The organism is Bradyrhizobium barranii subsp. apii (assembly GCF_011516635.5).
Taxonomy (GTDB): domain Bacteria; phylum Pseudomonadota; class Alphaproteobacteria; order Rhizobiales; family Xanthobacteraceae; genus Bradyrhizobium; species Bradyrhizobium barranii.
This window is the reverse complement of sequence record NZ_CP096255.1, coordinates 206182-226725: the sequence shown is the minus strand read 5'-3', so window position 1 is coordinate 226725 and position 20544 is coordinate 206182. Positions and strand designations below refer to the sequence as shown.

Genomic DNA, 20544 nt, shown 5'->3' with positions numbered 1-20544 from the left:
GTTGCGCTGCGTCCGGGGCACGAAAGAGAGACTACCAATGCGCTTTGCCGCGATCGCCGACGTTCACGGGAACCATCTCGCGCTGGAGGCGGTGCTTGCCGACATCCGCGCGCAGGGCATCGCCGACATCGTCAATCTCGGCGACATGCTGAGCGGCCCGCTCGATGCCGGCCGGACCATCGAGATCCTGATGCAGCTCGACGCCGTGCACGTGCTCGGCAATCACGACCGCTACCTGCTCGACCGCCCGCCGGAAAAGATGGGCTCGTGGGACCATCCCGCCTACGAAGCGCTCAATGCCGCCCAGCTCGACTGGTTGCGCGCGCAGCCGATGACGCGGGTGTTTCGCGAGCAGGTCTTCCTCTGTCACGCGACGCCCGATGACGATGAAGTCTATTGGCTCGATACCGTGCATCCCGACGGCACCGTTGCGCTATCGCCGCTCGACCGCATCGAGCAGTTCGTGCAAGGCGTCACGCAATCGCTGATCCTCTGCGCCCACACCCATCTTGCCCGCGCGGTGCGGCTGCGCGACGGCCGGCTGATCATCAATCCCGGCAGCGTCGGCAGCCTCGGCTATCGCGACGTGCATCCGTTCCCGCATGTCGTCGAAGCCGGCACGCCGCACGCGCGCTACGCGATCCTCGAACTTGTCGGGAGTGCATGGCAGGTGACGTTCCGGCACGTCGCATATGACCACGAGGCGATGGCTGCACTCGCGCGCCACAATGGCCAGCCGGAGCTGGCGAATGCATTGGCGACGGGGTGGATCGGATAGGGGCACTTCGTCCCGGTTGCCTCGACTCCTTAATAGGCGCGCTTATTATGAGCGTACCTATCAAAGAGGGCAGCGTGCGATGAACGACGACAATGTCTGGCGGAGCGAATACGCGGTCGAGACATCGGCAGCCCCGGAGACGATCTGGAGCATCTTCCGCGATGTGCCGGGTTGGAAAACCTGGAACGCAGGTATCGAGCAGATCGACATTGACGGGCCATTTGCGGCCGGGACCTGGTTCACGATGAAGCCTCCCGGCGAGGAGGCGCTGCGCTCGCAGCTGATCGAGGTCCGCGAGAACGCGTGCTTCATCGACGAAACGCGGGTCGGCGATCTCGTCATCAAGGTCGCCCATCGCATCGAATCCCTTGGGGCAGGACGCACGCGCATCGCTTACGCCGTTGACGCGCGAGGGCCGCAAGCGTCCGAGATTGGTCCGGCCGTCGCGTCGGACTTTCCCGATGTTCTCGCCAGTCTCGCCAAACTCGCCGAAACGAGATCGGCGTGATTGCCGTCGAGCAAAAATAAAACGGCCGGCGTGTTGCCGGCCGTTGAAGAATTCTCAGTTATGAGCGCCGCGGATCAGACCGCCGACGTGATCCACTGCTGAAGCTTTGCCTTCGGCGCCGCGCCGACCTGACGGGAGGCCATCTCGCCGCCCTTGAAGATCATCAGCGTCGGGATCGACATCACGCCATACTTGGACGCGGTCTTCGGGCTCTCGTCGACGTTGAGCTTGACGATCTTGACCTTGTCGCCCATCGCGCCGGCGATCTCGTCGAGGGCGGGTGCGATCATGCGGCAGGGGCCGCACCATTCGGCCCAGAAATCGACGACCACAGGGCCGTTCGCCTTGAGCACTTCGGCTTCGAAATCGGTATCGGAAACCTTGCCAACGGCCATTGGAGCACCTCGTACGGTTGAAAGAGAATCGGCGCGACGTGGAATCGCGCCCGGGATCATGGCGTCAACCTATGAACGGCTCCTTGCCGGGTCAAGGACGCTCACGCCGACATGAAGGGATGCCAGCGCCGCGTCCAGCGCGGGGGCTGAAATCTCCATATATTCAAGGGCCTCGGTCCAGAGCAGAACGGCCCGGATCGGCTTTTGGGGATAAAGCCGGGCCAGCACCGCCCGGTACAGCGCGAGCTGCCGGACATAGGCGGCGGGCGCCTCCGCGGCGCTCTTGGGCGCCGCCTGATTGGTCTTGAAATCGACGATCAGAACCTCGTCCGGACGGACGACCAGCCGGTCAATCTGCCCCGACACCAGCGCTGGCGGCCGCCCCGGCCGGTCCAATCGGCCGATGATCGAGACCTCGGCACGGCTGCCGGCGGCAAACACCGGGGCAAAGCGTGGTTCGGCGATCAGGGCGAGAACCTTGTCGGCCAGCGCGGTCCGGTCGGCCTCCGTCCAGTCGGGCGCGTTGCGCGCCATGAAGCCAAGCGCGGCCTCGCGCCGGCGCTCGGGGGCGATGTCGGGGAGGGATTGCAGCAGCCGGTGCACCAGCGTGCCGCGCTGCAGCGCCACCGCGCGCGACTGCACCGATTCGCCTGACCGCACGCTACGGCCGTCCTCGGCCGACTGGCCGGAGGGGCGCACTGGATCGTCATCGACGCTCTCGTGCGGTAACGGCGTCCGCAGCCAGTCCGGCAATGCGATCGATTGATCCACCGACATCGCAGGCGTGCCGAGCGCCCCGACATCCTCCGGCCGGGCGAATCGGGTCACCTTGCCGAGCGGCGTCTCGATCGTCTGCTTGTCCAGGCCCGAGCCGGTGAGCCCGGTGTCGATGAGGTCATACCAGCTCAGCTTGCGGACCGTCTTCATGTTGCCGGGCATGCAGCCGCCGACGATCAGCCGATCGGCCGCGCGCGTCATCGCGACATAGAGCAGGCGGCGATACTCGTCCTCGGTCTCCTCGATCATGGCCTTGCGTGCGTCGGCGACGGGCTTGGGATCATCGGCCTTGCGCCCGGCCCAGACCACGACCTCGCTGCCATTGCCGTGCGGCACGTGGATCAGCCGGACCCGCTGCGAATCCGCGGGCGATGATGTCGTGTCGACCATGAACACGACGGAGGCTTCCAGGCCCTTGGCGCCGTGCACCGTCATCACCCGCACCTCGTCGCGCGAGATCTCCATGTCGCGCTTCACCTCGGTGTCGGCCGAGCGCAGCCAGGCCATGAAACCCTGCAGCGAGGCCGGTGCCTTGCGCTCGTAATTCAGCGCCAGCTCCAGGAACTCGTCGAGCGCGTCGTTGGCCTCATGCCCGAGCCGGCGCAGGATCCGCGCGCGTCCGCCGTCGCCGCCGAGCAGCCAGGCGTAGAAGGCGAACGGAGTCTCGTCGCGCGACCGCGCCTCGCAGGCTTCAAGCCGCCGCAGTGCCGTGGCGAACGTCTCGCTTGTGGCGGCATGTTCGGCAAGCGCGCGGCGCAGCGACCCCTTGCGGCCCCAGGCGAGCTGAAACAGGTCGTCGTCATCGAGCCCGAACAGAGGGCTCTTCAGCGCAACCGCGAGCGCGAGATCGTCCTGCGGCAGCAGTAGCGCGTCCGAAAGATTCATCAGGTCGATGATCGCGATGTGCTCGGTCAGCTTCAGCCGGTCGGCGCCGGCGACCGGAACATTGGCGTGCTTCAATGCCTGGATCACGGCGTCGAACGCATTGCCGCGCCGGCGCACCAGGATCAGCATATCGCCATAACGTAAGGGCCGGCGCTCGCCTTCGTGTCCCGTCAGCGTGCCGCTCTCGACCAGTTGCTTGATCTCGGTCTGGATGCGGCGGGCGAGCTTCACCTCGGGGCTGGTGGCGGCGACGCCATCGAACGGCGCGCGCCAGCCCTCGATCTCCTGCCTGTCATCGGGCTCGGCGAGATCCCACAGCTCGATCACGCTCGGGCCCGCATCGGCGAGCGCATTGTGCAGGGGATGGCCGATCTCGACCGAATGGATGCTCTTGTAGATCTGGGGCTCGCGGAAGACGTGGTCGACCGAGTGCAGGATCGCCGCGCCCGAGCGGAACGAATAGGTGAAGGCGACCGGATCGAATTTCAGCCCGGCGGCGGTGAACTTGCGGTGCAGCTCGCGCCGGCGTGCGTCGAATTCTCGGGGCTGGGCACCCTGAAAGGAGAAGATCGACTGCTTTTCGTCGCCGACGGCAAAGACGGTGCGGTTCAACCCTTCACGCGCGCCTTCGCCGGCGGTGAACTCCGAAATGATGTGCGCGACGATGTCCCACTGCCGCGGGCTGGTATCCTGGGCCTCGTCGATCAGCACGTGATCGACGCCGCGATCGAGCTTGTAGTGTACCCAGCCCGACGAGACGCGGTTCAGCATCGCCAGCGTCTTGTCGATGAGGTCGTCGTAGTCGAGCAGCCCGCGCTCCTGCTTCTCGCGGCGGTAGTTTGCGGCAGCGGCAGTCGCGATGTGCAGCAGGGCCGAGCTGCGATCGCGCACGGTCAGTGAGCGGCGCTTCTCGATCAGCGGTTCGAGCCGCTGCGCCTCATTATCGAACAGATGAGCGACGGATGGATGATCCTTGCAAAATTGCTTGGTCAACAACGTCTTGCGGGGTTGCTTCTTGTCATCAGTCAGGAAAACGCCAAGGTAGACATCAACTTGCGCACTCCCCGAGAACACCTTTGCTGACCGTAAGCAATCGGCTTGGTCTCTTTCAGTCTTGTTCCCATCGTCGAGCGCGAATGCGATGTCGTCCCAGCGCGCGCGCGGCAAATATGGACCGTCGAGAATCTCTATCTCGACGTCCTCGATGCGGTCGCTCGCGGTCACGCCCAGCACGGCCGCCATCTGCTCGGCCGCCGCCCCGGCGTTGCCGGCTTCATCGGTCCAGGCCATGAAATGGTCGCGGCTGAGACAAGCCTCGCGCACGACCTCTTTGAACGTGGCGTCGGCGGCACTTGCCATCGCCGTCAAAAGCGCGCGGCCGGTGACCGTCTCCGGATCGCGCGCGGCTTCCAGCAGCACCTTCAGATTGGCGCGCTCCATCATGTCGGTCTGGTCGCGCTCGTCGATGACGGAAAAGCGCGCGGGCACATTGGCCTCGAACGGGAATTGCTGGAGCAGCCGGGTGCACAGCGCGTGAATGGTCTGCACCTTCAATCCGCCAGGCGTCTCCAGCGCGCAGGCAAACAGTTTTCGCGCTTCGCGGCGCATTTTTGCACTCGGATGCGGGATGCCGACCGCGCGGATCGCGGCATCGAGCCCGGTATCGTCAAGCGTCACCCAATGTCCCAGCGTCGTGAACACGCGCTCGGCCATGTTCGCGGCGGCGGCCTTGGTGAAGGTGATGCAGAGGATCTTTTCCGGCGGCACGCCCGACAGCAGCAGGCGGATCACGCGCTGCGCCAGCACATGGGTCTTGCCCGAGCCGGCATTGGCCGACACGAAGGCCGACGCAGTCGGATCGGACGCGCGCGCCTGCCGCGCACGCACCTCGTCGGGAATGGGACGCGGCAGCTTCACCATTCCTCGATCCCCAGGCCGCCGGCCGCGGACCATTCCTTGATCCGGGCGAGGTCGTCATAAGTGCCGTAGCGGTTGGTCCACATCGGCAGGTTCAGCGAGGTGTAAGGTTGGTTTTCGTCGTCGAAGGCGCGGATCAGCGCTTCCAGCTTGGCCCTGGCTTCCGCGGCCGCCGTGTCCGGCGGAATTGGCTCGTCACCTTTGTTAACTTTGAGCTGGAGTACGCGCTCCTCGCCCGGCGGACTATTGCCGCTCAGGCGCACATAGATTAGCTGGCTGACCGACGATCCGGCGTCGATGTGGGGAAAGCCGCCTTCGCGCAGGATCGCGGCCTCCAGCGTAAGCTGCGGTGACAGGCCCAAACGGACCTGCTTGTCGCTCGGCGGCTGGCCGGTCTTGTAGTCGAGAATGGCGTAACCGCCGCCCTGGCGCCGCTCGATGCGGTCGGCGCGGGCGGAGAGCTGGAAGCTGCGGTCGTGGTCGAGCTGGATCGAGATCTCGCCACGCGTCTCCGCCGTGATGACCTCGATCACGTCGCGGCGTGCCGTCTCCCATTCGCCGAACCAGCGCGCGATGCGCTGGAAGCGCGGCCACCACAGCGCCCGCGCTTCGGGGCGCTCCATCAGTGGCTCAAAATACTTCTTACCGATCGCGTGCAGCACGCGGGCGGGATCGTCGGGCAGGCGCGTGGCGTAGCTTTCCGTGAACTCGCCGAGCGCATCGTGAATCGCCGAGCCGCGGTCGGCGGCCGACAGAGGCATGTCGACGGGGTCGAGCGCGTCGAGCCGCAAAATGTGCTTCGCGTAGATCGTGTAGGGATCACGCAGCCAGTCCTCGATCGCGGTGACCGACATCTTGAGCGGCCGCGTCGCGCGCGGCGGCCGCGGCTCGGGCTGCTTGACCGGCTTGACCTCGTCGGGCTGGTCCAGCGCGCCCGCAAACTGCACGTATTTCTCGCCCGCGCGGATGGCCGTCTTCCAGAGCTCGTCGCCCGCGACCGCCTCTAACCGGTGCAGGAAGCGCGAGGCAACCGCCGGTGCGCCGCCGGCCTTAGCGGAATGGGTCAGGATCACCTCGTCGCCGCCGAGCAGTTGCGCGAAGTCGTGTGCGGAGAGGCCGATACGGCGCTCCGGCAAATCGAGGCCAAGCTCGTGTCGCATCGGCCGGCTGAGCCAGGGATCGATGCGCGGCGCCGGCGGCCAGACGCCTTCGATCAGGCCGCCGATGATGATCCGGTCGGCCTGCATCAGGCGCGATTCCAGCGGACCGTAGATCTGCAGCCGCGCGCCGGGTCTGTCCCGCCGCCGCACGGCCCGGTCGCTGAACGCGGTCTGGAAAACGTCGGCATAGTCAGGCAGCGTCACCATCAACCCGCTGGTGGTGCCGCCGCGCAGCAGGTCGTCGAAGGCGGCTGCGAGCGCCAGGCCCTCGCGCTCCTCGAAGGCGAGAGGGATACCCTGCTCGTCGCGCGAGAGCTCGATCATGATCTCGCGGTGCCGGTGCGCGAGCTCGGCGAAGTCGTACGGTTTCGATGACGCGAGACTCTCGATCGGCGCCAACGCTTGTCGCAGGGCATCGATCAGCGCCTGGATGCGATCGAGGTCCTCCGCCTTCAGACGCGCACGTGGCTCCGCGTGGTGGAGCGCAGAGACCTCCTTGCGCCACAGCTTTGCCAGCTCCTCGCGGAAACGATTGAATTCGCGCAGCAGGCCTGCGGTGCCCGCAGGCGGCCGCGTGCCGCGCAAGACCGCAAGCTCAAGGTCCTCGATCGCCGCCTTCCATGCGCCAGGCAGCCGGCCAAGCCGGCACAGCGGATGCTTCAGCATCGCCAGCAGCGTCGGCGGCTCCAATCCCTTGGTCGCCGCTTCCGATGCCAGACGCGCAAAAACGCCGACGGACGTTTCCATCAGCACGTCGCCGCCGGAATCGTCGAAGGCGAGATCCCATCGCGTGAGCGCGGCCATCACCCGCCGCGCCAGCGCGCGGTCCGGCGTCACCAGCGCCGCTGATTTGTCGAGATGGCGCGCCTCGCGCATCGAAATGGCGATCGCGAGGGCCTCCATTTCGGGATTGGGCGCCTCGACCACCGCGAGGTTTGACATGCCGCCGGCGATCTTCGCTGCGACATCCGGTCGCTTCAGCCGGTCGTGCCAGACTTCCGTCTTGGCAGATGGCCGCATCGATTCGGAGGCGAGCAGATCGCGGCCGCCGTCCGCTGCCGGTTGAAGCAGCTCGACATCGCCGCGCTTGATGCCGAAGCGATCCAGCAGCGCGTGCATGGCATATTGCGGATGGTTCGACGCCGGATGCTCGGCGAACTTGCCGAGCGAATCGCGCACGCCGCCGATGCTGCGCCAGGCGTCGTCGTCGAGGTCGGTGTCGAGGCCGGGCAGCACCACGGCACCATGCGGCAGCGATGCGACCGCATGCAGGAATTTTGCGGTGGCCGGCATCGAGCCGGTCGAGCCCGCCGCGATCACGGGGCCATGGGGATGCGCGGTCAACCGCCTGGCTTCCGCCGCGATCAGGAGGTCGCGCCGCGCCGCGGGCTCGATCCGGTTGATCTCGGCGAGATGGCCGGGCCACGCGATGCGCGCGATCCGCAAAAATTCGAGCGAGTGCTGCCAGTAGCGGTCGAGCATGTCGGGCACGAGGCCGTCGAGCGCGCTCCAGTCGACGCCGCGCGTCACCATGTCGTCGATCAGGCGCGCGAGGTCGCCGGCCAGCGCCAGCGTCGAGGCGGGGCCGCCGACCACCAGCGGGGACAGCACCGGGCCCTTGGCCCAGGCGGCGACGAGCTGCGCCAGCGTCAGCCGCCGTTCCAGCTCGCCAAGCCGCGGCGGAATGTCGAGCGGCGCTGCGCCGGAGAACTGCTCGCCCTCGTCGGCGAAAGCGAGCTCGTCCTCGTCGATGTCGCCGAGCGCGACGATGCGGGGCAGGACCACCGCATCGGCGGCCATCTCGTCGAGAAAGATCTCGCGCACGACGCGCATGGCGCGCCTTGTCGGCAGGTACAGCGTGGCATCCGCAAGCCGCGCCGGTTCCTTGCGCGCCTCGAATCCGTCGACCAGCCGGCCGTCGAGCAGGCTCGAGACGACCGTGCGCAGGAACGGAACTGAGATGGGAACGCTGAAAACGCGCATGGGCTGCCTGATTCGGGAATCAGGCGCCAATATAGGGAGGCGGATTCAAATGGATATGGGTGGAGGGGAGATAGTCCCCGCTGTTCGCTTTACACCGCTCTCGTGCCCCCGGACGCAACGCGGCATGAAATGACGCGTTGCTGAACCGGGGCCTATGCTGCTTGGTCGAATTTGTGAGCCAGCTGGGTCCCGGCTCTGCGGAGCGGCACTTCGCGCCGCACCGCGTCGGACACGAGAGCGGCTTACGCCACGCTCTCCAGAAACGCCTCTTCCGCCGCATGCACGGCATCGGGCGTGCCGACATGCATCCAGACGCCGTCGAGGCGGAGGCCGAACAGCCGCTCCTGCTCGTTGGCGCGGTCGAACATTTTTGTCAGCGAGAACTCGCCCGTCGGCGCATCGGCGAAGATCGAGGGCGACAGGATCGCCGCGCCGGCATAGACGAACGGAACGACCTCTTTTTCCTTGCGCTTGCGCAGGGCGCCGTCGGGCAGCATGCCATAATCGCCACGGCCGCTATAGCCGATGCTGGTCGCGGTCGGCGCCATCAAGAGCAGGATGTCCATGCGCTCAGGGTCGAAGTTTTCCGCAAGCCGCGCCAGGTTCGAGCGCACGCCGTCGATCCACAGCGTGTCGGAATTGACATGGAAGAACGGCGCGTCGCCGAGCAGCGGCAGCGCCTTGACCACGCCACCGCCGGTGCCGAGCACCTGGTCGCGCTCGTCCGAGATGGTCACACGCGGATGCTGGCGGGATGCGGTGTGGTTGATGATCTGGTCCGGCAGATAGTGCACATTGACGATCGCCTCGGTCACGCCGGCGTCGCCGAGCTTGTCGAGCACATGGTCCAGCAGCGGCTGGCCGGCCACCGGCACGAGCGGCTTCGGCATCTTCTCCGTCAACGGACGCATGCGCAGCCCGAACCCCGCGGCGAGCACCATGGCTTTGGTCGGCTTGACGGACATCGTTCGCTTTCTCAGACTCGTCTTTCCCGGAATCCTGGACTTGAGAACTTTTGAAGTTCGCGTACGCAGCAATCCTAACACGGACCGCAATTGGCCGCACCGCGTCTTAACCGCCTTAACCACCTGCCGTGACGGTTGTACGACGGGTGTGGCCGTCACGCCCCAACGGATGTGGAACGCGCCTTCTTCTTCTTGTCGCCGAGCTTGAGAAAATTGACGCCGATCTGGTCGCCGTTGACCCACGCCAGCTCACAGCGACGGTACGCAAGTCCGGTGGACGACAGCAGGAGAAAAAATTCCTTCAGATGCAGGCCCTCGACCGAGCCGTCGATGGTCAGCTTGGCGCCGCTCTCGGAGACGTCCTCCATGGTGCACTCGCGCCGCCAGGTGCCGTCGATCCCCATCATCTGGGCCGGTATCCCGCGCTCGAAAACAACCCGGCTGTTGCCACGATGGTCCGTCTTGACCGCCATCTGCCCTTGCTCCAGCCCCGTCCTTGTCCGGCTGCCTGCGGGCGATGATACCGATGCGATGGCTAACAGGCGGTAAATCGGGCCGCGAATCAGGCTTGAGGCTGCTCTTCAGGCTGCTCTTCGGACGGCTCTTGGGACGCCCCCCGGGGCGGCGGGACGTTGGCGAGATACCAGTCGCGCAGGCGAGCCAGCGCGGGATGTGCCAGCGAGCGCTGGAGGTAGGTCCAGATCCGCGGCTGGTGGCGAAGATAATGCGGCTTACCGTCGCGGCGGTTGAGACGGGCGAAGGTGCCGAGCAGGCGCGTGCTCCGCTGCGCCGACATGATGGCGTAGAGCTCGGCGAAGCCGGCCGGATCGAAGCTCGCATCGGCCGTGCGCCGCGCCTTGATGTAGCGCGACAGCAGTGTCAGCTCGAGGGTCTCAGGGACGTCGATACGCGCGTCCTGCAGCAGCGACACGACGTCATAGGAATGCGGCCCGAGTACGGTGTCTTGGAAGTCGATCACGCCGACGCGCGCCATGCCAGTACGATCGGCGAGCCAGATCAGATTGGGCGAGTGGTAGTCGCGGATGATCCAGGTTTTTGGCGCGGCCAGCGGCTTCTTCAGCAGCTCGCGCCACATCGCGAAGAATTCCGCGCGCTTCTCGTCGCTCAGTGGCGCGTTGCGATCGGGCAGATACCATTCCGGCATCAACCCGATCTCGATCAGCAGCGCCTCGGTGTCGAAGGCAGGAATGGTGTAGGTCTGATCCGCCAGCCGCAGCGTCTCCGGCAATGTCTTGCTGTGCAGCACGGCCAGCACGTCGGTCGCAGCTTCGTAACGTTCGGCGATCGGGCGCGGCGGATCGCCTTCGATCACGCCGTCGCTGCCGAAATCCTCGGAAATCAGGAAGCCGTGGTCGAGATCGTAATGGTGGATCGCGGGCGCTGAGACTCCCGCCACGCGCAGGCCTTCGTCGACGGCAACGAACGGCTTGATGTTCTCGGCAAGATGCACCGCCGCGCTGTAGGATTTTCCATTGTACATCGCAGCGCCATCAGGCCGCTGCGGAAAGTTCATGAGGATGACGATCTCGTCGTTACGCAGCAGCCGCGCATAGGAGCGGGTCGAGGCATCGCCGGCCATGTGCTTGCGCGTTGCATCCATGTAGCCGGATGCCTCGAGGAATTCCCGTAGCGCCTTCAGCCGTGCGACTTGTGCGGCGGCCTTGCCGTAACCGGTGATGTCGGCGGCGCGTGCATTCGAGCCCAGCGCCGGCCGGTGCGTCAGCGCGATGTCGATGCGGTCTTGCGGAATCGCCGACGGTGCGCGTTCCGGCCATTCGATCAGGACGAGCGTGGCATCGGGAAGCGGCGACAGGCCGATCTCCTCGAGCTCGCTCTCGTCCTCGACGCGGTAGAGATCGGCATGCATCACCGGAAACGGCGGCAGCTCGTAGCCCTGCACCAGCGTGAAGGTCGGGCTCGGGACTTCCAGCGCCTCGTCGCCGGCGAGATAGCGGATCATGGCGCGCGCAGCCGCAGTCTTGCCCGCGCCGAGATCGCCGGTGAGGGTGATGACGTCGCCGGGGCCGACCAGCAGCGCGAGGTCGGCCATCAATTGTGCGGTGGCCGTCTCGTTGACAAGCGCGACGGAGAATGTGGTCGGTTCCGTCATTCGGCGGCGTCGCGATGCGCCGCCTGGTCGGTCGGGAAGTCGCAGATCACGACCGTGCCCCTGCCCACGATCGAATCCACCCGCACCTTGCCGCCATGCAGCTCGACGAAGGAGCGCACCAGCGACAGGCCGAGCCCGGCGCCGCGGTGACGCGACCCCTGCGAGCGGCTTTCGAACCAGTTGAACACCTTGTCCTTCATGTCGGCAGGTATTCCAGGCCCGGAATCTGTCACAGTGAAGACCACGCTGCGTTCGGTGCGGCGTGCGCTGATGCCGACGGTGGAATCCTGTGGAGAAAACCCGACGGCGTTGGCGAGGAGGTTATAGAGCACCTGCACCACGCGTTTCTCGTCGCCGACGAAGCTGCCGATATCGGGCGCGATCTCGACCTTGAGGCGGATGCGGTCGGTGGCGAGGCGGTCCTGGATACCCTCGGCGGCGAGTTCGATGGCCTTGCTGACGTCGACCGGGCCGAGTTCCAGCTTCATGGCGCCGGCATCGATCGTGGCGAGATCCAGGATGTTGTTGGTCAGCGCCAGCAGGGCGTTGGTGGATTTGGTGACGTAGTCGAGATATTCGGCCTGTTTCGGCGTCAGCGGCCCGGTCGAGGGATCGCTGAGAGGAAATGCGCGAAGCCGATGATGGTGGTGAGCGGCGAGCGCAGCTCGTAGGAGACGTGGTGGACGAAATCCACCTTCATCTGGTCGGCGGCCTCCAGCGCCTCGTTGCGCTCGCGCAGCGCACGCTCGACATTCTCGGTGTCGGTGATGTCCTGGAACGTCAGCATGGTCGCGCCGTCATGCAGCGGACGGATCATGCCGTCGAGCACGCTGCCGTCCTTGCGCTCCAGCTTCAGCGGCACGTCGGCGCGGCTCTCGATCGAGGTGACGGCCTCGCGGATCTGCCGCCAGACTTGCGGGTCGTCGAACAGCTGATGGCACCAGCCTTCGACCGTCTGGATGTGCGGCTCGTCGCGCATGGCGTCGCTCGACAGCTTCCACATCCGGACGAAGGCCGGGTTGAACAGCTGCGCCCTGCCATTGCTGCCGAACACCGCGACGCCCTCGGCGAGGCTGTCCAGCGTCTCGCGCTGGACGCGGATCATGCCGTCGAAGCGGCGGGCGAGCTCGAGGCTTTCGGTGACGTCGTCGAACAGATAGGTGACGCCGCCTTCCGGATTCGGCGTGGTGACGACGGAGAGCGCGCGGCCGTCGGGCAGGTACCAGGTGTCCTTGGCGGCCTCGACCGCGCGATAGGCCTCGTGCAGCTTGGCCTTCCAGGCGCGGAAGTCCGGCTGCTCCGGCAGCTTGCGCGCTGCGCGGAGCTGGTCGAGCACGCTGGAATCGTCGGGATTGGCGTCGAGGAAGATGCGGTCGAGGTCCCACAGCCGGCGGTAGGAATCGTTGTAGAAGGCGAGCCGGCGCTGGCCGTCGAACACGGCAACGCCCGAGGAGAGCTGGTCGAGCGTGCGCCGATGCGCCTCCGCCATCCGCACCAGCGCCGAGCTCAGCGCATCCGCCTCGCTGGCATCGATGGCGACGCCGACATTGCCGCTGCCGACATTGACCGCGCGGACGTCGTAGATGCGCCGCTCACCGCCGATCACGATCGGCAGCCGCGAGGTGAAACTGGCCGCGTCCTTCAGGCCCCGCTCCATCGCGGTCCGGTCGGCACTGTCGAGCAGCTCGAGCTTGCGCTGCTGGGCGTCGGTGACGCTACTTGCCTCGGTCGCGCGCACATAGGCCGGATTGGCGTAGCTCAGCGCGCCGTTCTCGGCCTTGGCCCAGATCGGCCAGGGCGCGGCGGCGGCAAAGCCGCGCAGCATCTCGGTCTCGTCGGCGAGGGCCTTGTAACGCAAATTGGTCTCGGCCAGATCGCGCCGGAGTCCGGAGAGTTCGCGAATCCTGACAATGGCCTGGCCGCCGATGGCGCGGCCGATGGCCTCCAGCGTGTGGCCGTGCGCGGTGGTCAGCGTCAGCTGGAACCCGTCGCCGCGATCACGCAGCGCATCGACCGCGTGATCCATTTGGAGCGCGGGCTCCGGCGGCAGCCATGTTCCGAACGCGAGGACGCGCTGGGGGGAGGAATCGCGCGGCAGCACCATGGAGATGTCGCCGGAAATCTGCGCGCGATTGTCGCCGGCCGGCCAGGAGATCAGGATCTGCGGCTCGGCGAACAGCAACGCGCCGAAGCGATCGGACTGGAGTTGCAGTTCCCCGATCCGCGCGCGCAGCCGCGCCTCGTTGTTCGCCGTGCGCACGCGCGTGCGCATCAACAGGATCGCGGCCACGACCGAGAAGCCGAGCAGCGCGAGCGCGGTGGCCAGCACCGCGAGTTCCTGCCGGTTGAAGTCCAGCATTATGGAAAGTGTGTCGACGAGGGCGGCAGCCTCAGCCGGCGCAGCCGGCAGCAGCGCCGCGAGAGCGCCTCCCAACAAGCCGTTGCGCGCCAACGATGTGCACGACAGCAGCGTCCGACGCATCGACACGATCACGCCTGACATAGTTGCCCCAGATCGCACGAATTTGCGCGCGGCGACCCCCGTCGCGCGCGAATCAAACGACAATACCCCCACCGTGACTCCAGCGGTAAGAGTCCAGATCGTGAACGCAAAGGCGGTCCCACAAAAATGCCGGGCGCGCGGTTCCAATCCACGTCGTTCTTCGGGATGATTCGGCTGGAGTTGCCGTGTGTTAGCGGCCGGTCGAGCCGAAGCCGCCGGCGCCGCGATTGGTCGCGGACAATGTCGCCACGGGAACCAGCGCTGCCTGCACCACCGGCGCGATCACCATCTGCGCGATGCGCTCGCCGCGCTTGACCACGAAGGGCGCCGCGCCGTGGTTGATCAGGATCACCTTGATCTCGCCGCGATAGTCCGCATCGATCGTGCCGGGCGAGTTCAACACGGTGACGCCGTGCTTGGCCGCAAGGCCCGAGCGCGGCCGCACCTGCGCCTCGTGGCCGGGCGGCAGCGCGATCGCGAGGCCCGTCGGCACCAGCGCATATTGGCCGGGGGCGAGCGTCATCGGCTCGCTGTCGGGAACTGCGGCCATCAGGTCGAGGCCGGCGGCTTCGGAGGTCTGGTAGGCCGGCAGCGGAAGGCCTTCGGCGTGGGCCAGTTGCTGCAGTTCGACCGTGACTTTCGTGCTCAAGATGCCGGCTCCCGGGATTTGTCGGTCACGCTCTTGACGACATGCGCGACCAGCTCGATGGCGACCTGTTCCTTGGTCATCACCGGCCAGGAATCAACTGCGATCTCGCCGTCCTCCTCACCATTCTTGCGACTGATCAGATGCACGGTGTTGCGGTCGCCGCCCATCACGCCGGTGGCCGGCGAGACGTCGTTGGCGACGATCCAGTCGCAGCCCTTGCGGGCCAGCTTGGACTTGGCGTTGTCGATGAGGTGCTCGGTCTCGGCGGCAAAGCCGATCACCAGCGGCGGGCGCCGGTCGGTCAGCTTCGAGATCGTGGCGAGGATGTCGGGATTCTCGACCAGCTGAAGCGGCGGCATGCCGGCCGAGGTCTTCTTCAGCTTCTGCTCGCCCTCACTGGCAACCCGCCAGTCCGCGACCGCGGCCGCGAAGATCGCGATGTCGGCGGGAAGCGCCGCCTGCACCTGCTCCAGCATCTGCCGCGCCGATTCCACGCGCTTCACCGTCACGCCCGGGGGATCGCCGAGATCGACCGGGCCGCTGACCAAAATCACCTCGGCACCCGCAGCTTGCGCGGCGGCGGCGATGGCAAAGCCCTGCTTGCCGGAGGAGCGGTTGGCGATGTAGCGCACCGGGTCGATCGGCTCGTGGGTGGGACCTGCGGTGATCAGCACGCGCTTGCCGGCGAGCGGGCGCGGCACCGGCGGCCGCAGCAGGCGCTCGGCGGCGGTGGCGATCTCGATCGCCTCGGACATGCGGCCGATTCCGGCTTCGCCCGCCTCGGCCATCTCGCCTGAATTCGGGCCGATCAGCACCACGCCGTCACGCTGAAGCTGCGTGACGTTGCGGCGGGTCGCCGCATTGTTCCACATCAGCGGATTCATCGCCGGCGCCAGCAGGACCTTGCGGTTGGTCGCGAGCAGGATGGCGCTGGCGAGATCGTCGGCATGGCCATTGGCCATCTTTGCCAGGAGGTCGGCGGTCGCGGGCGCGACGACGATCAGGTCGCACTCGCGCGCCAGGCGGATGTGCCCGGCGTCGAACTCGCTCTGGGGGTCGAACAGGTCAGTGTAGACGCGCTCATGCGACAGCGCGCTCACGGCCAGCGGCGTGACGAATTGCTGCGCCGCCTTGGTCAGGACGCAACGGACCTCGATCCGGCGTTCCTTGAGCCGGCGGATCAGGTCGAGCGATTTATAGGCCGCGATGCCGCCGCCGATGATCAGGGTGACGCTGGCCTCGGGGAGAGCGCCGGTCCGTTGCGGTGTGGCGGCGGTGGACTGGGCCGGCGGCAGCGCAAACGGCGTCAGCGGCTCCTCGCGGCCCTCGATCAGCTCCCCGAGGATGACCCGGACCTCTTCCTCGACCGACCTGCGGTTCCTGGCCGAGCGAAGGCGCAAATAGGTTTTGACGCCCTCGTCGAGCTTGCGGATGGTCAGGCTTGCCATGACGCCCCTCCAGCACGGAATGATAGCGATGCTATCGTTTCCGTGATTGCAGTGCAATCACAGATTCCGGACGGCGATCAGGATTCCGATGAAGGTGGCGGCAATGATCCAGAGCGCCACGGTGCGCCACCGGTTCTTGCGGCCCTCGCTGCGGCCCATCGCCGCGATGCTCTCCGGCGACAGCCGCAGGCCCTCCCGCGTCATGGTCTCCAATTGCTCAAGCACCACGACGGAGCGCTGCGCGATGTCGGGCAGGCGCATCAGCACGCGGGCGAGCTCGCCGGTGCCGGACAGCGCGCCCTGCACCCGGCCGATCGGTCCGAGATTGCGTTCGATCCATTCGCGCACCACGGGGTCGGCGACCTTCCAGATGTCGAGCTTGGGATCGAAGGCGCGCGCCACGCCCTCGACCACCACCATGGTCTTCTGCAGCAGGATCAGCTCGGGCCGCGTCGTCATATCGAACAGGCCGGTGACCTCGAGCAGCAGCGTCAGCAGCCGCGCCATCGAGATCTCTTCCGCCGTGCGGTTGTGAATGGGCTCACCGATGGCGCGGATCGCTTGCGCAAAGTTCTCGACCGAGTGGTGCGCCGGCACATAGCCCGCCTCGAAATGCACCTCGGCGACGCGGCGATAATCGCGGGTGATGAAGCCGAGCAGGATTTCGGCGAGGAAGCGCCGCTCCTTCATCCCGAGCCGGCCCATGATGCCGAAATCGACCGCGACCAGACGGCCGGCGTCATCGAGGAACAGATTGCCCGGATGCATGTCGGCGTGGAAGAAGCCGTCGCGGAGCGCGTGGCGCAGAAAACTCTGGATCACCTTGCGGCCGAGATCGGGCAGGTCGACCTGCGCCTCTGCCAGGCGCTTGTGATCGTTCAGCGCGATGCCGTCGATCCACTCCATCGTCAGCACGTTGTGCGTGGTGCGGTCCCAATCGACGGTCGGCACGCGAAAATCAGGATCGTCGCCCGTGTTCTCCGCCATCTCCGACATTGCAGCCGCTTCCAGCCGCAGGTCCATCTCCATCGCGACCGAGCGCGACATGGTGTTGATGACTTCGATCAGGCGCAAACGCCGCGCTTCGCTCGAATAGGTCTCGGCCTTGTGCGCGACGTAGAAGAAATCGGAGAGATCGCGGCGGAATCGCGAGGCCACGTTCGGCCGCAGCACCTTCACCGCGACCGACTTGCGGATGCCGTCGCGCAAGACTTCGCCGCGATGCACCTGCGCGATCGAGGCTGCCGCGACCGGCGGGCCGAGGCTCGCGAATACGTCCTTGAGCGGACGCTCCAGCGAGCTCGCGATCGCGGCTTCCGCTTCGGCTTGCGAAAACGGCGGCAAGCGATCCTGGAGGCTTTCCAGATCACGCGCCATGACGACGCCGACGACGTCGGGACGCGTGGCCAGAAACTGCCCGAGCTTGAGATAGGCTGGGCCCATCCGGGTCAGCGCGCGCGTCAGCCGTGGTCCGTGCTTTGGACCGCGCCGTTCGACGAGGCGCGCAAGCTTCAGCGCGAGTTGCCCGGGCGGCGGCACCAGGGTCGGATCGACGGAACCGAACACGCCCTCGCGCGCAAACACGAACGCGGCGCGGATCAGGCGCGAAATGTGGGGAATGGAAGAAATCACAAACGCCAGCCCGAATGCAGTGCGACGATGCCGCCGGACAATGTCTGCCAGCCGACGCGGGCGAAGCCGGCGTCGCGGATCATGTCGGCGAAGGCGTTGGGTTTCGGAAACTTGCGGATCGATTCGACGAGATACTGGTAGGACTCGGCGTCGCCCGTGACCATGCGGCCGAGCGGCGGGATCACCTTGAACGAGAACAGGTCATAGATCCGGTCGAGCCCGGGCATCTCGACGGTGGAGAATTCCAGGCACAGGAAGCGGCTGCCGGGCTTCAGCACGCGATAGGCCTCGCGCAGCGCCAGGTCGATCCGCGGCACATTGCGAATGCCGAAAGCGATCGTGTATGCGTCAAAGCTGCGGTCGGCGAAGGCGAGCGCTTCGGCATTGCCCTCGACGAAATCGACCTGGGTCTCGAGATGCCGCTTCGCGGCACGCTCGCGGCCCACGGCCAGCATCTCGGCGTTGATGTCGCAGACCGTGGCATGGAAGCCGGGACCTGCCGCGTTGGCAGCGCGGAACGAGATGTCGCCGGTGCCGCCGGCAACATCGAGCAGCGCGAACGGTCGGTCACCCCGCGGCGGGTTGAGCGCGGTGATCATGATGTCCTTCCAGACCCGGTGCAGGCCACCGGACATCAGGTCGTTCATCAAGTCATAGCGCGACGCCACGCTGTGAAACACATCGTTCACCAGCGTCTGCTTGTCCCCCAGGGGAACGTCCCTGAAGCCAAAATGCGTGGTTTCGCCCGGCCGATCCATTACTCTACTCCACTGGGCGGACCATAGCGCGGCCGCCGCAATGGCGCTATCACACCGCCCTCATAAGGTGAATGCCTGACCATGCCTGAATTGCCCGAAGTCGAGACCGTCCGCCGCGGCCTTCAGCCCGTCATGGAGGGTGCGAAAATCCTCGTCGCAGAGGCCCGCAGGCCGGATCTGCGCTTTCCCTTCCAGCCCGATTTCGTGGCCCGGCTCCAGGGGCAGGTCGTCACGGGGCTTGGCCGCCGTGCAAAATATCTCATGGCCGATCTCGCCTCCGGCGACGTGCTGCTGATGCATCTGGGCATGTCGGGTTCGTTCCGCGTCATCAAGCCGGACAACGAGGCCGCGCCGGGCGAGTTTCACTACCCGCGGGGCAAGGACTCCACGCACGACCACGTGCTGTTTCGGATGTCCTCCGGCGCCGACATCGTGTTCAACGACCCGCGCCGCTTCGGTTACATGAAAGTGATCGCGCGCAACGCGCTTGAGGACGAGCCGCTGCTGCGCGATCTCGGCCCCGAGCCGCTCGGCAATGAATTCGACGCCGCGATGCTGGCGCGGTCGTGCGAGGGCAAGACGACGAGCCTGAAGGCCGCGCTGCTCGACCAGCGCGTGGTCGCCGGGCTCGGCAACATCTATGTTTGCGAAGCGCTGCATCGCTCGCATCTGTCACCGCGCCGCATTGCTGCGACACTCGCGACCAAGGGTCGCAAGGGTGTTGGCGGCGGCGAGCCGACCGATCATGCGAAGCGGCTGGTGAGTGCCATTCACACCGTGCTGAACGACGCCATCAAGGCCGGCGGCTCGAGCTTGCGCGACCATCGCCAGACCTCGGGCGAGCTCGGCTATTTCCAGCATTCCTTCAAGGTCTATGACCGCGAGGGCGAGACCTGCAAGACGCCAGGGTGCGGCGGCACCGTGAAGCGATTCACCCAGAACGGGCGCTCCACCTTCTGGTGTCAGAAATGTCAGAAGTGACGTAGCACCGTAGCCCGGATGAAGCGCAGCGCAATCCGGGTCCAGCCTCTCCGCGGAGAGACTTTCCCGGATTTCGCTTCGCTTCATCCGGGCTACAAGAAGCCGCGCTTGCAATGACGGGTGGATGGAGCGTCCCAAAAACGCGAAGCGAAGCAATCCGGCCGGGCTGGTGGCCGGATTGATTCGTCGCTTGGGCTCTTCAACCGGATAAGTGAAGAGGCCGCCTGTCGTCCGAGCGATCGCCCCGCTCAGGACGCCAGTGTCGTGGTCTCGTCCGCCGCGTGTTCGGCGGCGGCGTGCAACATCCCGTCCGCGACCGAGATGACCTGGTCGATCAGGACGTTGGTCGTGGCTTCGAGCTCGAGACGGGTCTCGATCCAGCGCCAGAGGCCGCGGATCTCGTCCGCCGACTTGCCGTTCGGCGCGAATTCGCTGACGGCGAGGCCGCTCGCGAGCGAGTCCTGGTGGTCGTTGCGCATCACGATCAGCGGGCGCGCGAGCACCTCGGCGAGATCGAGGGCTGCTTCCTCGGCGAGCGTGTTGGCGGCGTTGTCGATGCGCTGGCCGCGGATCGGCGCCTGGTTCAGCACGAAGCCGTAGGGCCGCTTCCAGGCGCGCGCGACGCTCAGCGTCGAGACGGTCGCCTCGATGTCGGCAACGCTCGGGCGAGCCGGAATCAGGCAGAGGTCGGAATGGCGGATCGCGGCGGTGGTCGCGGCGCTGAGGCCGGCCGCGGTGTCGACGATCGCGAGCTGCAAGCCGCTGTCGGCCAGCATCTTCAGGCGCGGCGCGATGTCGGCCGCGTGATAGATCGGCTCGACGACGAGATCGTCAGCGTGGCGGCGACGCAGCCAGTTGGACAGGGTACCCTGCGGGTCAGTTTCGATCAGGCGGACGGTGAAGCCGGCCTGCTTGGCCGCCAGCGCGAGGCCGATGGCAAGCGTGCTCTTGCCACTGCCACCCTTTTGGGTGGCCAGTACGATCGTGTGCATGGAAAGTTGAATCCTTTGGAATGCTTGGGTCTGTGGGGTAACGCCACGCGAACGTGCATCGCTTCTCGATGCTGAGCTCTAC

The 20544-nt window shown here is 66.4% G+C and carries 14 protein-coding genes and 1 pseudogene; 3 read left to right on the top strand and 12 right to left on the bottom strand.

Annotated elements, in window-relative coordinates; genetic code table 11:
* The first annotated feature begins 37 nt into the window (after nucleotides 1–37).
* Nucleotides 38–778 (top strand): metallophosphoesterase family protein, encoded by a 741-nt coding sequence (locus HAP41_RS01045; RefSeq protein ID WP_166063847.1) that lies wholly within the window; start codon nucleotides 38–40, stop codon nucleotides 776–778.
* A gap of 79 nt (nucleotides 779–857) precedes the next feature.
* Nucleotides 858–1286, top strand: coding sequence for an SRPBCC family protein (locus HAP41_RS01040; protein WP_166063848.1), 429 nt, complete (start codon nucleotides 858–860; stop codon nucleotides 1284–1286).
* Nucleotides 1287–1360: 74 nt separating this feature from the next.
* On the opposite strand, the gene trxA is transcribed toward HAP41_RS01040, so the two are convergent.
* The 11 genes and pseudogenes from trxA to ubiE all read right to left on the bottom strand — a co-directional run bounded on the left by trxA (nucleotide 1361) and on the right by ubiE (nucleotide 18489).
* The gene (trxA, locus tag HAP41_RS01035) at nucleotides 1361–1681 is read right to left on the bottom strand and encodes a thioredoxin (protein WP_007598398.1); all 321 of its coding nucleotides are present in this window, start codon (nucleotides 1679–1681) and stop codon (nucleotides 1361–1363) included.
* Nucleotides 1682–1750: 69 nt separating this feature from the next.
* Nucleotides 1751–5263 (bottom strand): double-strand break repair helicase AddA, encoded by a 3513-nt coding sequence (gene addA, locus HAP41_RS01030; RefSeq protein ID WP_166063849.1) that lies wholly within the window; start codon nucleotides 5261–5263, stop codon nucleotides 1751–1753.
* Nucleotides 5257–8403 carry a double-strand break repair protein AddB gene (gene addB, locus HAP41_RS01025; RefSeq protein WP_166063850.1) on the bottom strand — a complete coding sequence of 1049 codons (3147 nt, stop codon included), beginning with the start codon at nucleotides 8401–8403 and terminating at the stop codon, nucleotides 5257–5259. Before addB ends, addA begins: the two co-directional genes overlap by 7 nt.
* 242 nt (nucleotides 8404–8645) lie before the next feature.
* Nucleotides 8646–9368, bottom strand: coding sequence for a nucleotidyltransferase family protein (locus tag HAP41_RS01020; protein ID WP_063980162.1), 723 nt, complete (start codon nucleotides 9366–9368; stop codon nucleotides 8646–8648).
* A 155-nt stretch (nucleotides 9369–9523) separates the two neighbouring features.
* The gene (locus HAP41_RS01015; RefSeq protein ID WP_014490931.1) at nucleotides 9524–9841 is read right to left on the bottom strand and encodes a PilZ domain-containing protein; all 318 of its coding nucleotides are present in this window, start codon (nucleotides 9839–9841) and stop codon (nucleotides 9524–9526) included.
* 89 nt (nucleotides 9842–9930) lie between these two features.
* Nucleotides 9931–11499: a tRNA (adenosine(37)-N6)-threonylcarbamoyltransferase complex ATPase subunit type 1 TsaE gene (tsaE, locus tag HAP41_RS01010; RefSeq protein ID WP_166063851.1), complete on the bottom strand. Its 1569-nt coding sequence runs from the start codon at nucleotides 11497–11499 to the stop codon at nucleotides 9931–9933.
* Nucleotides 11496–14002 (bottom strand): annotated as a pseudogene (locus HAP41_RS01005) (sensor histidine kinase). Before HAP41_RS01005 ends, tsaE begins: the two are co-directional and overlap by 4 nt.
* A 190-nt stretch (nucleotides 14003–14192) precedes the next feature.
* Nucleotides 14193–14651 (bottom strand): dUTP diphosphatase, encoded by a 459-nt coding sequence (gene dut, locus HAP41_RS01000; protein ID WP_063980159.1) that lies wholly within the window; start codon nucleotides 14649–14651, stop codon nucleotides 14193–14195.
* Nucleotides 14648–16099: a bifunctional phosphopantothenoylcysteine decarboxylase/phosphopantothenate--cysteine ligase CoaBC gene (coaBC, locus tag HAP41_RS00995; protein ID WP_166063853.1), complete on the bottom strand. Its 1452-nt coding sequence runs from the start codon at nucleotides 16097–16099 to the stop codon at nucleotides 14648–14650. The genes dut and coaBC overlap by 4 nt, the downstream gene beginning before the upstream one ends.
* 57 nt (nucleotides 16100–16156) lie before the next feature.
* Complete coding sequence (gene ubiB, locus HAP41_RS00990; protein WP_166063854.1) at nucleotides 16157–17731, bottom strand: 2-polyprenylphenol 6-hydroxylase; 1575 nt, start codon at nucleotides 17729–17731, stop codon at nucleotides 16157–16159.
* On the bottom strand, nucleotides 17728–18489 hold the full coding sequence (gene ubiE / locus HAP41_RS00985) for a bifunctional demethylmenaquinone methyltransferase/2-methoxy-6-polyprenyl-1,4-benzoquinol methylase UbiE (RefSeq protein ID WP_166063855.1): 762 nt from the start codon (nucleotides 18487–18489) through the stop codon (nucleotides 17728–17730). The genes ubiB and ubiE overlap by 4 nt, the downstream gene beginning before the upstream one ends.
* A gap of 81 nt (nucleotides 18490–18570) precedes the next feature.
* Between ubiE and mutM the strand changes: the two genes are divergently transcribed.
* Nucleotides 18571–19470 carry a bifunctional DNA-formamidopyrimidine glycosylase/DNA-(apurinic or apyrimidinic site) lyase gene (gene mutM / locus HAP41_RS00980; protein WP_028149815.1) on the top strand — a complete coding sequence of 300 codons (900 nt, stop codon included), beginning with the start codon at nucleotides 18571–18573 and terminating at the stop codon, nucleotides 19468–19470.
* A gap of 248 nt (nucleotides 19471–19718) precedes the next feature.
* Here the strand turns inward: mutM and HAP41_RS00975 are convergent, their stop codons facing one another.
* Nucleotides 19719–20462: a ParA family protein gene (locus HAP41_RS00975; protein ID WP_166063856.1), complete on the bottom strand. Its 744-nt coding sequence runs from the start codon at nucleotides 20460–20462 to the stop codon at nucleotides 19719–19721.
* Nucleotides 20463–20544 lie beyond the last annotated feature (82 nt).

Bases quoted from the DNA above. Each gene is read 5' to 3' on its own strand.
- addA (WP_166063849.1), bottom strand. From the start codon at position 5,263: ATGGTGAAGCTGCCGCGTCCCATTCCCGACGAGGTGCGTGCGCGGCAG.
- HAP41_RS01015 (WP_014490931.1), bottom strand. From the start codon at position 9,841: ATGGCGGTCAAGACGGACCATCGTGGCAACAGCCGGGTTGTTTTCGAG.
- HAP41_RS00975 (WP_166063856.1), bottom strand. From the start codon at position 20,462: ATGCACACGATCGTACTGGCCACCCAAAAGGGTGGCAGTGGCAAGAGC.
- HAP41_RS01040 (WP_166063848.1), top strand. From the start codon at position 858: ATGAACGACGACAATGTCTGGCGGAGCGAATACGCGGTCGAGACATCG.
- HAP41_RS01020 (WP_063980162.1), bottom strand. From the start codon at position 9,368: ATGTCCGTCAAGCCGACCAAAGCCATGGTGCTCGCCGCGGGGTTCGGG.
- tsaE (WP_166063851.1), bottom strand. From the start codon at position 11,499: ATGACGGAACCGACCACATTCTCCGTCGCGCTTGTCAACGAGACGGCC.
- coaBC (WP_166063853.1), bottom strand. From the start codon at position 16,099: ATGGCAAGCCTGACCATCCGCAAGCTCGACGAGGGCGTCAAAACCTAT.
- trxA (WP_007598398.1), bottom strand. From the start codon at position 1,681: ATGGCCGTTGGCAAGGTTTCCGATACCGATTTCGAAGCCGAAGTGCTC.
- HAP41_RS01045 (WP_166063847.1), top strand. From the start codon at position 38: ATGCGCTTTGCCGCGATCGCCGACGTTCACGGGAACCATCTCGCGCTG.
- addB (WP_166063850.1), bottom strand. From the start codon at position 8,403: ATGCGCGTTTTCAGCGTTCCCATCTCAGTTCCGTTCCTGCGCACGGTC.
- mutM (WP_028149815.1), top strand. From the start codon at position 18,571: ATGCCTGAATTGCCCGAAGTCGAGACCGTCCGCCGCGGCCTTCAGCCC.
- ubiE (WP_166063855.1), bottom strand. From the start codon at position 18,489: ATGGATCGGCCGGGCGAAACCACGCATTTTGGCTTCAGGGACGTTCCC.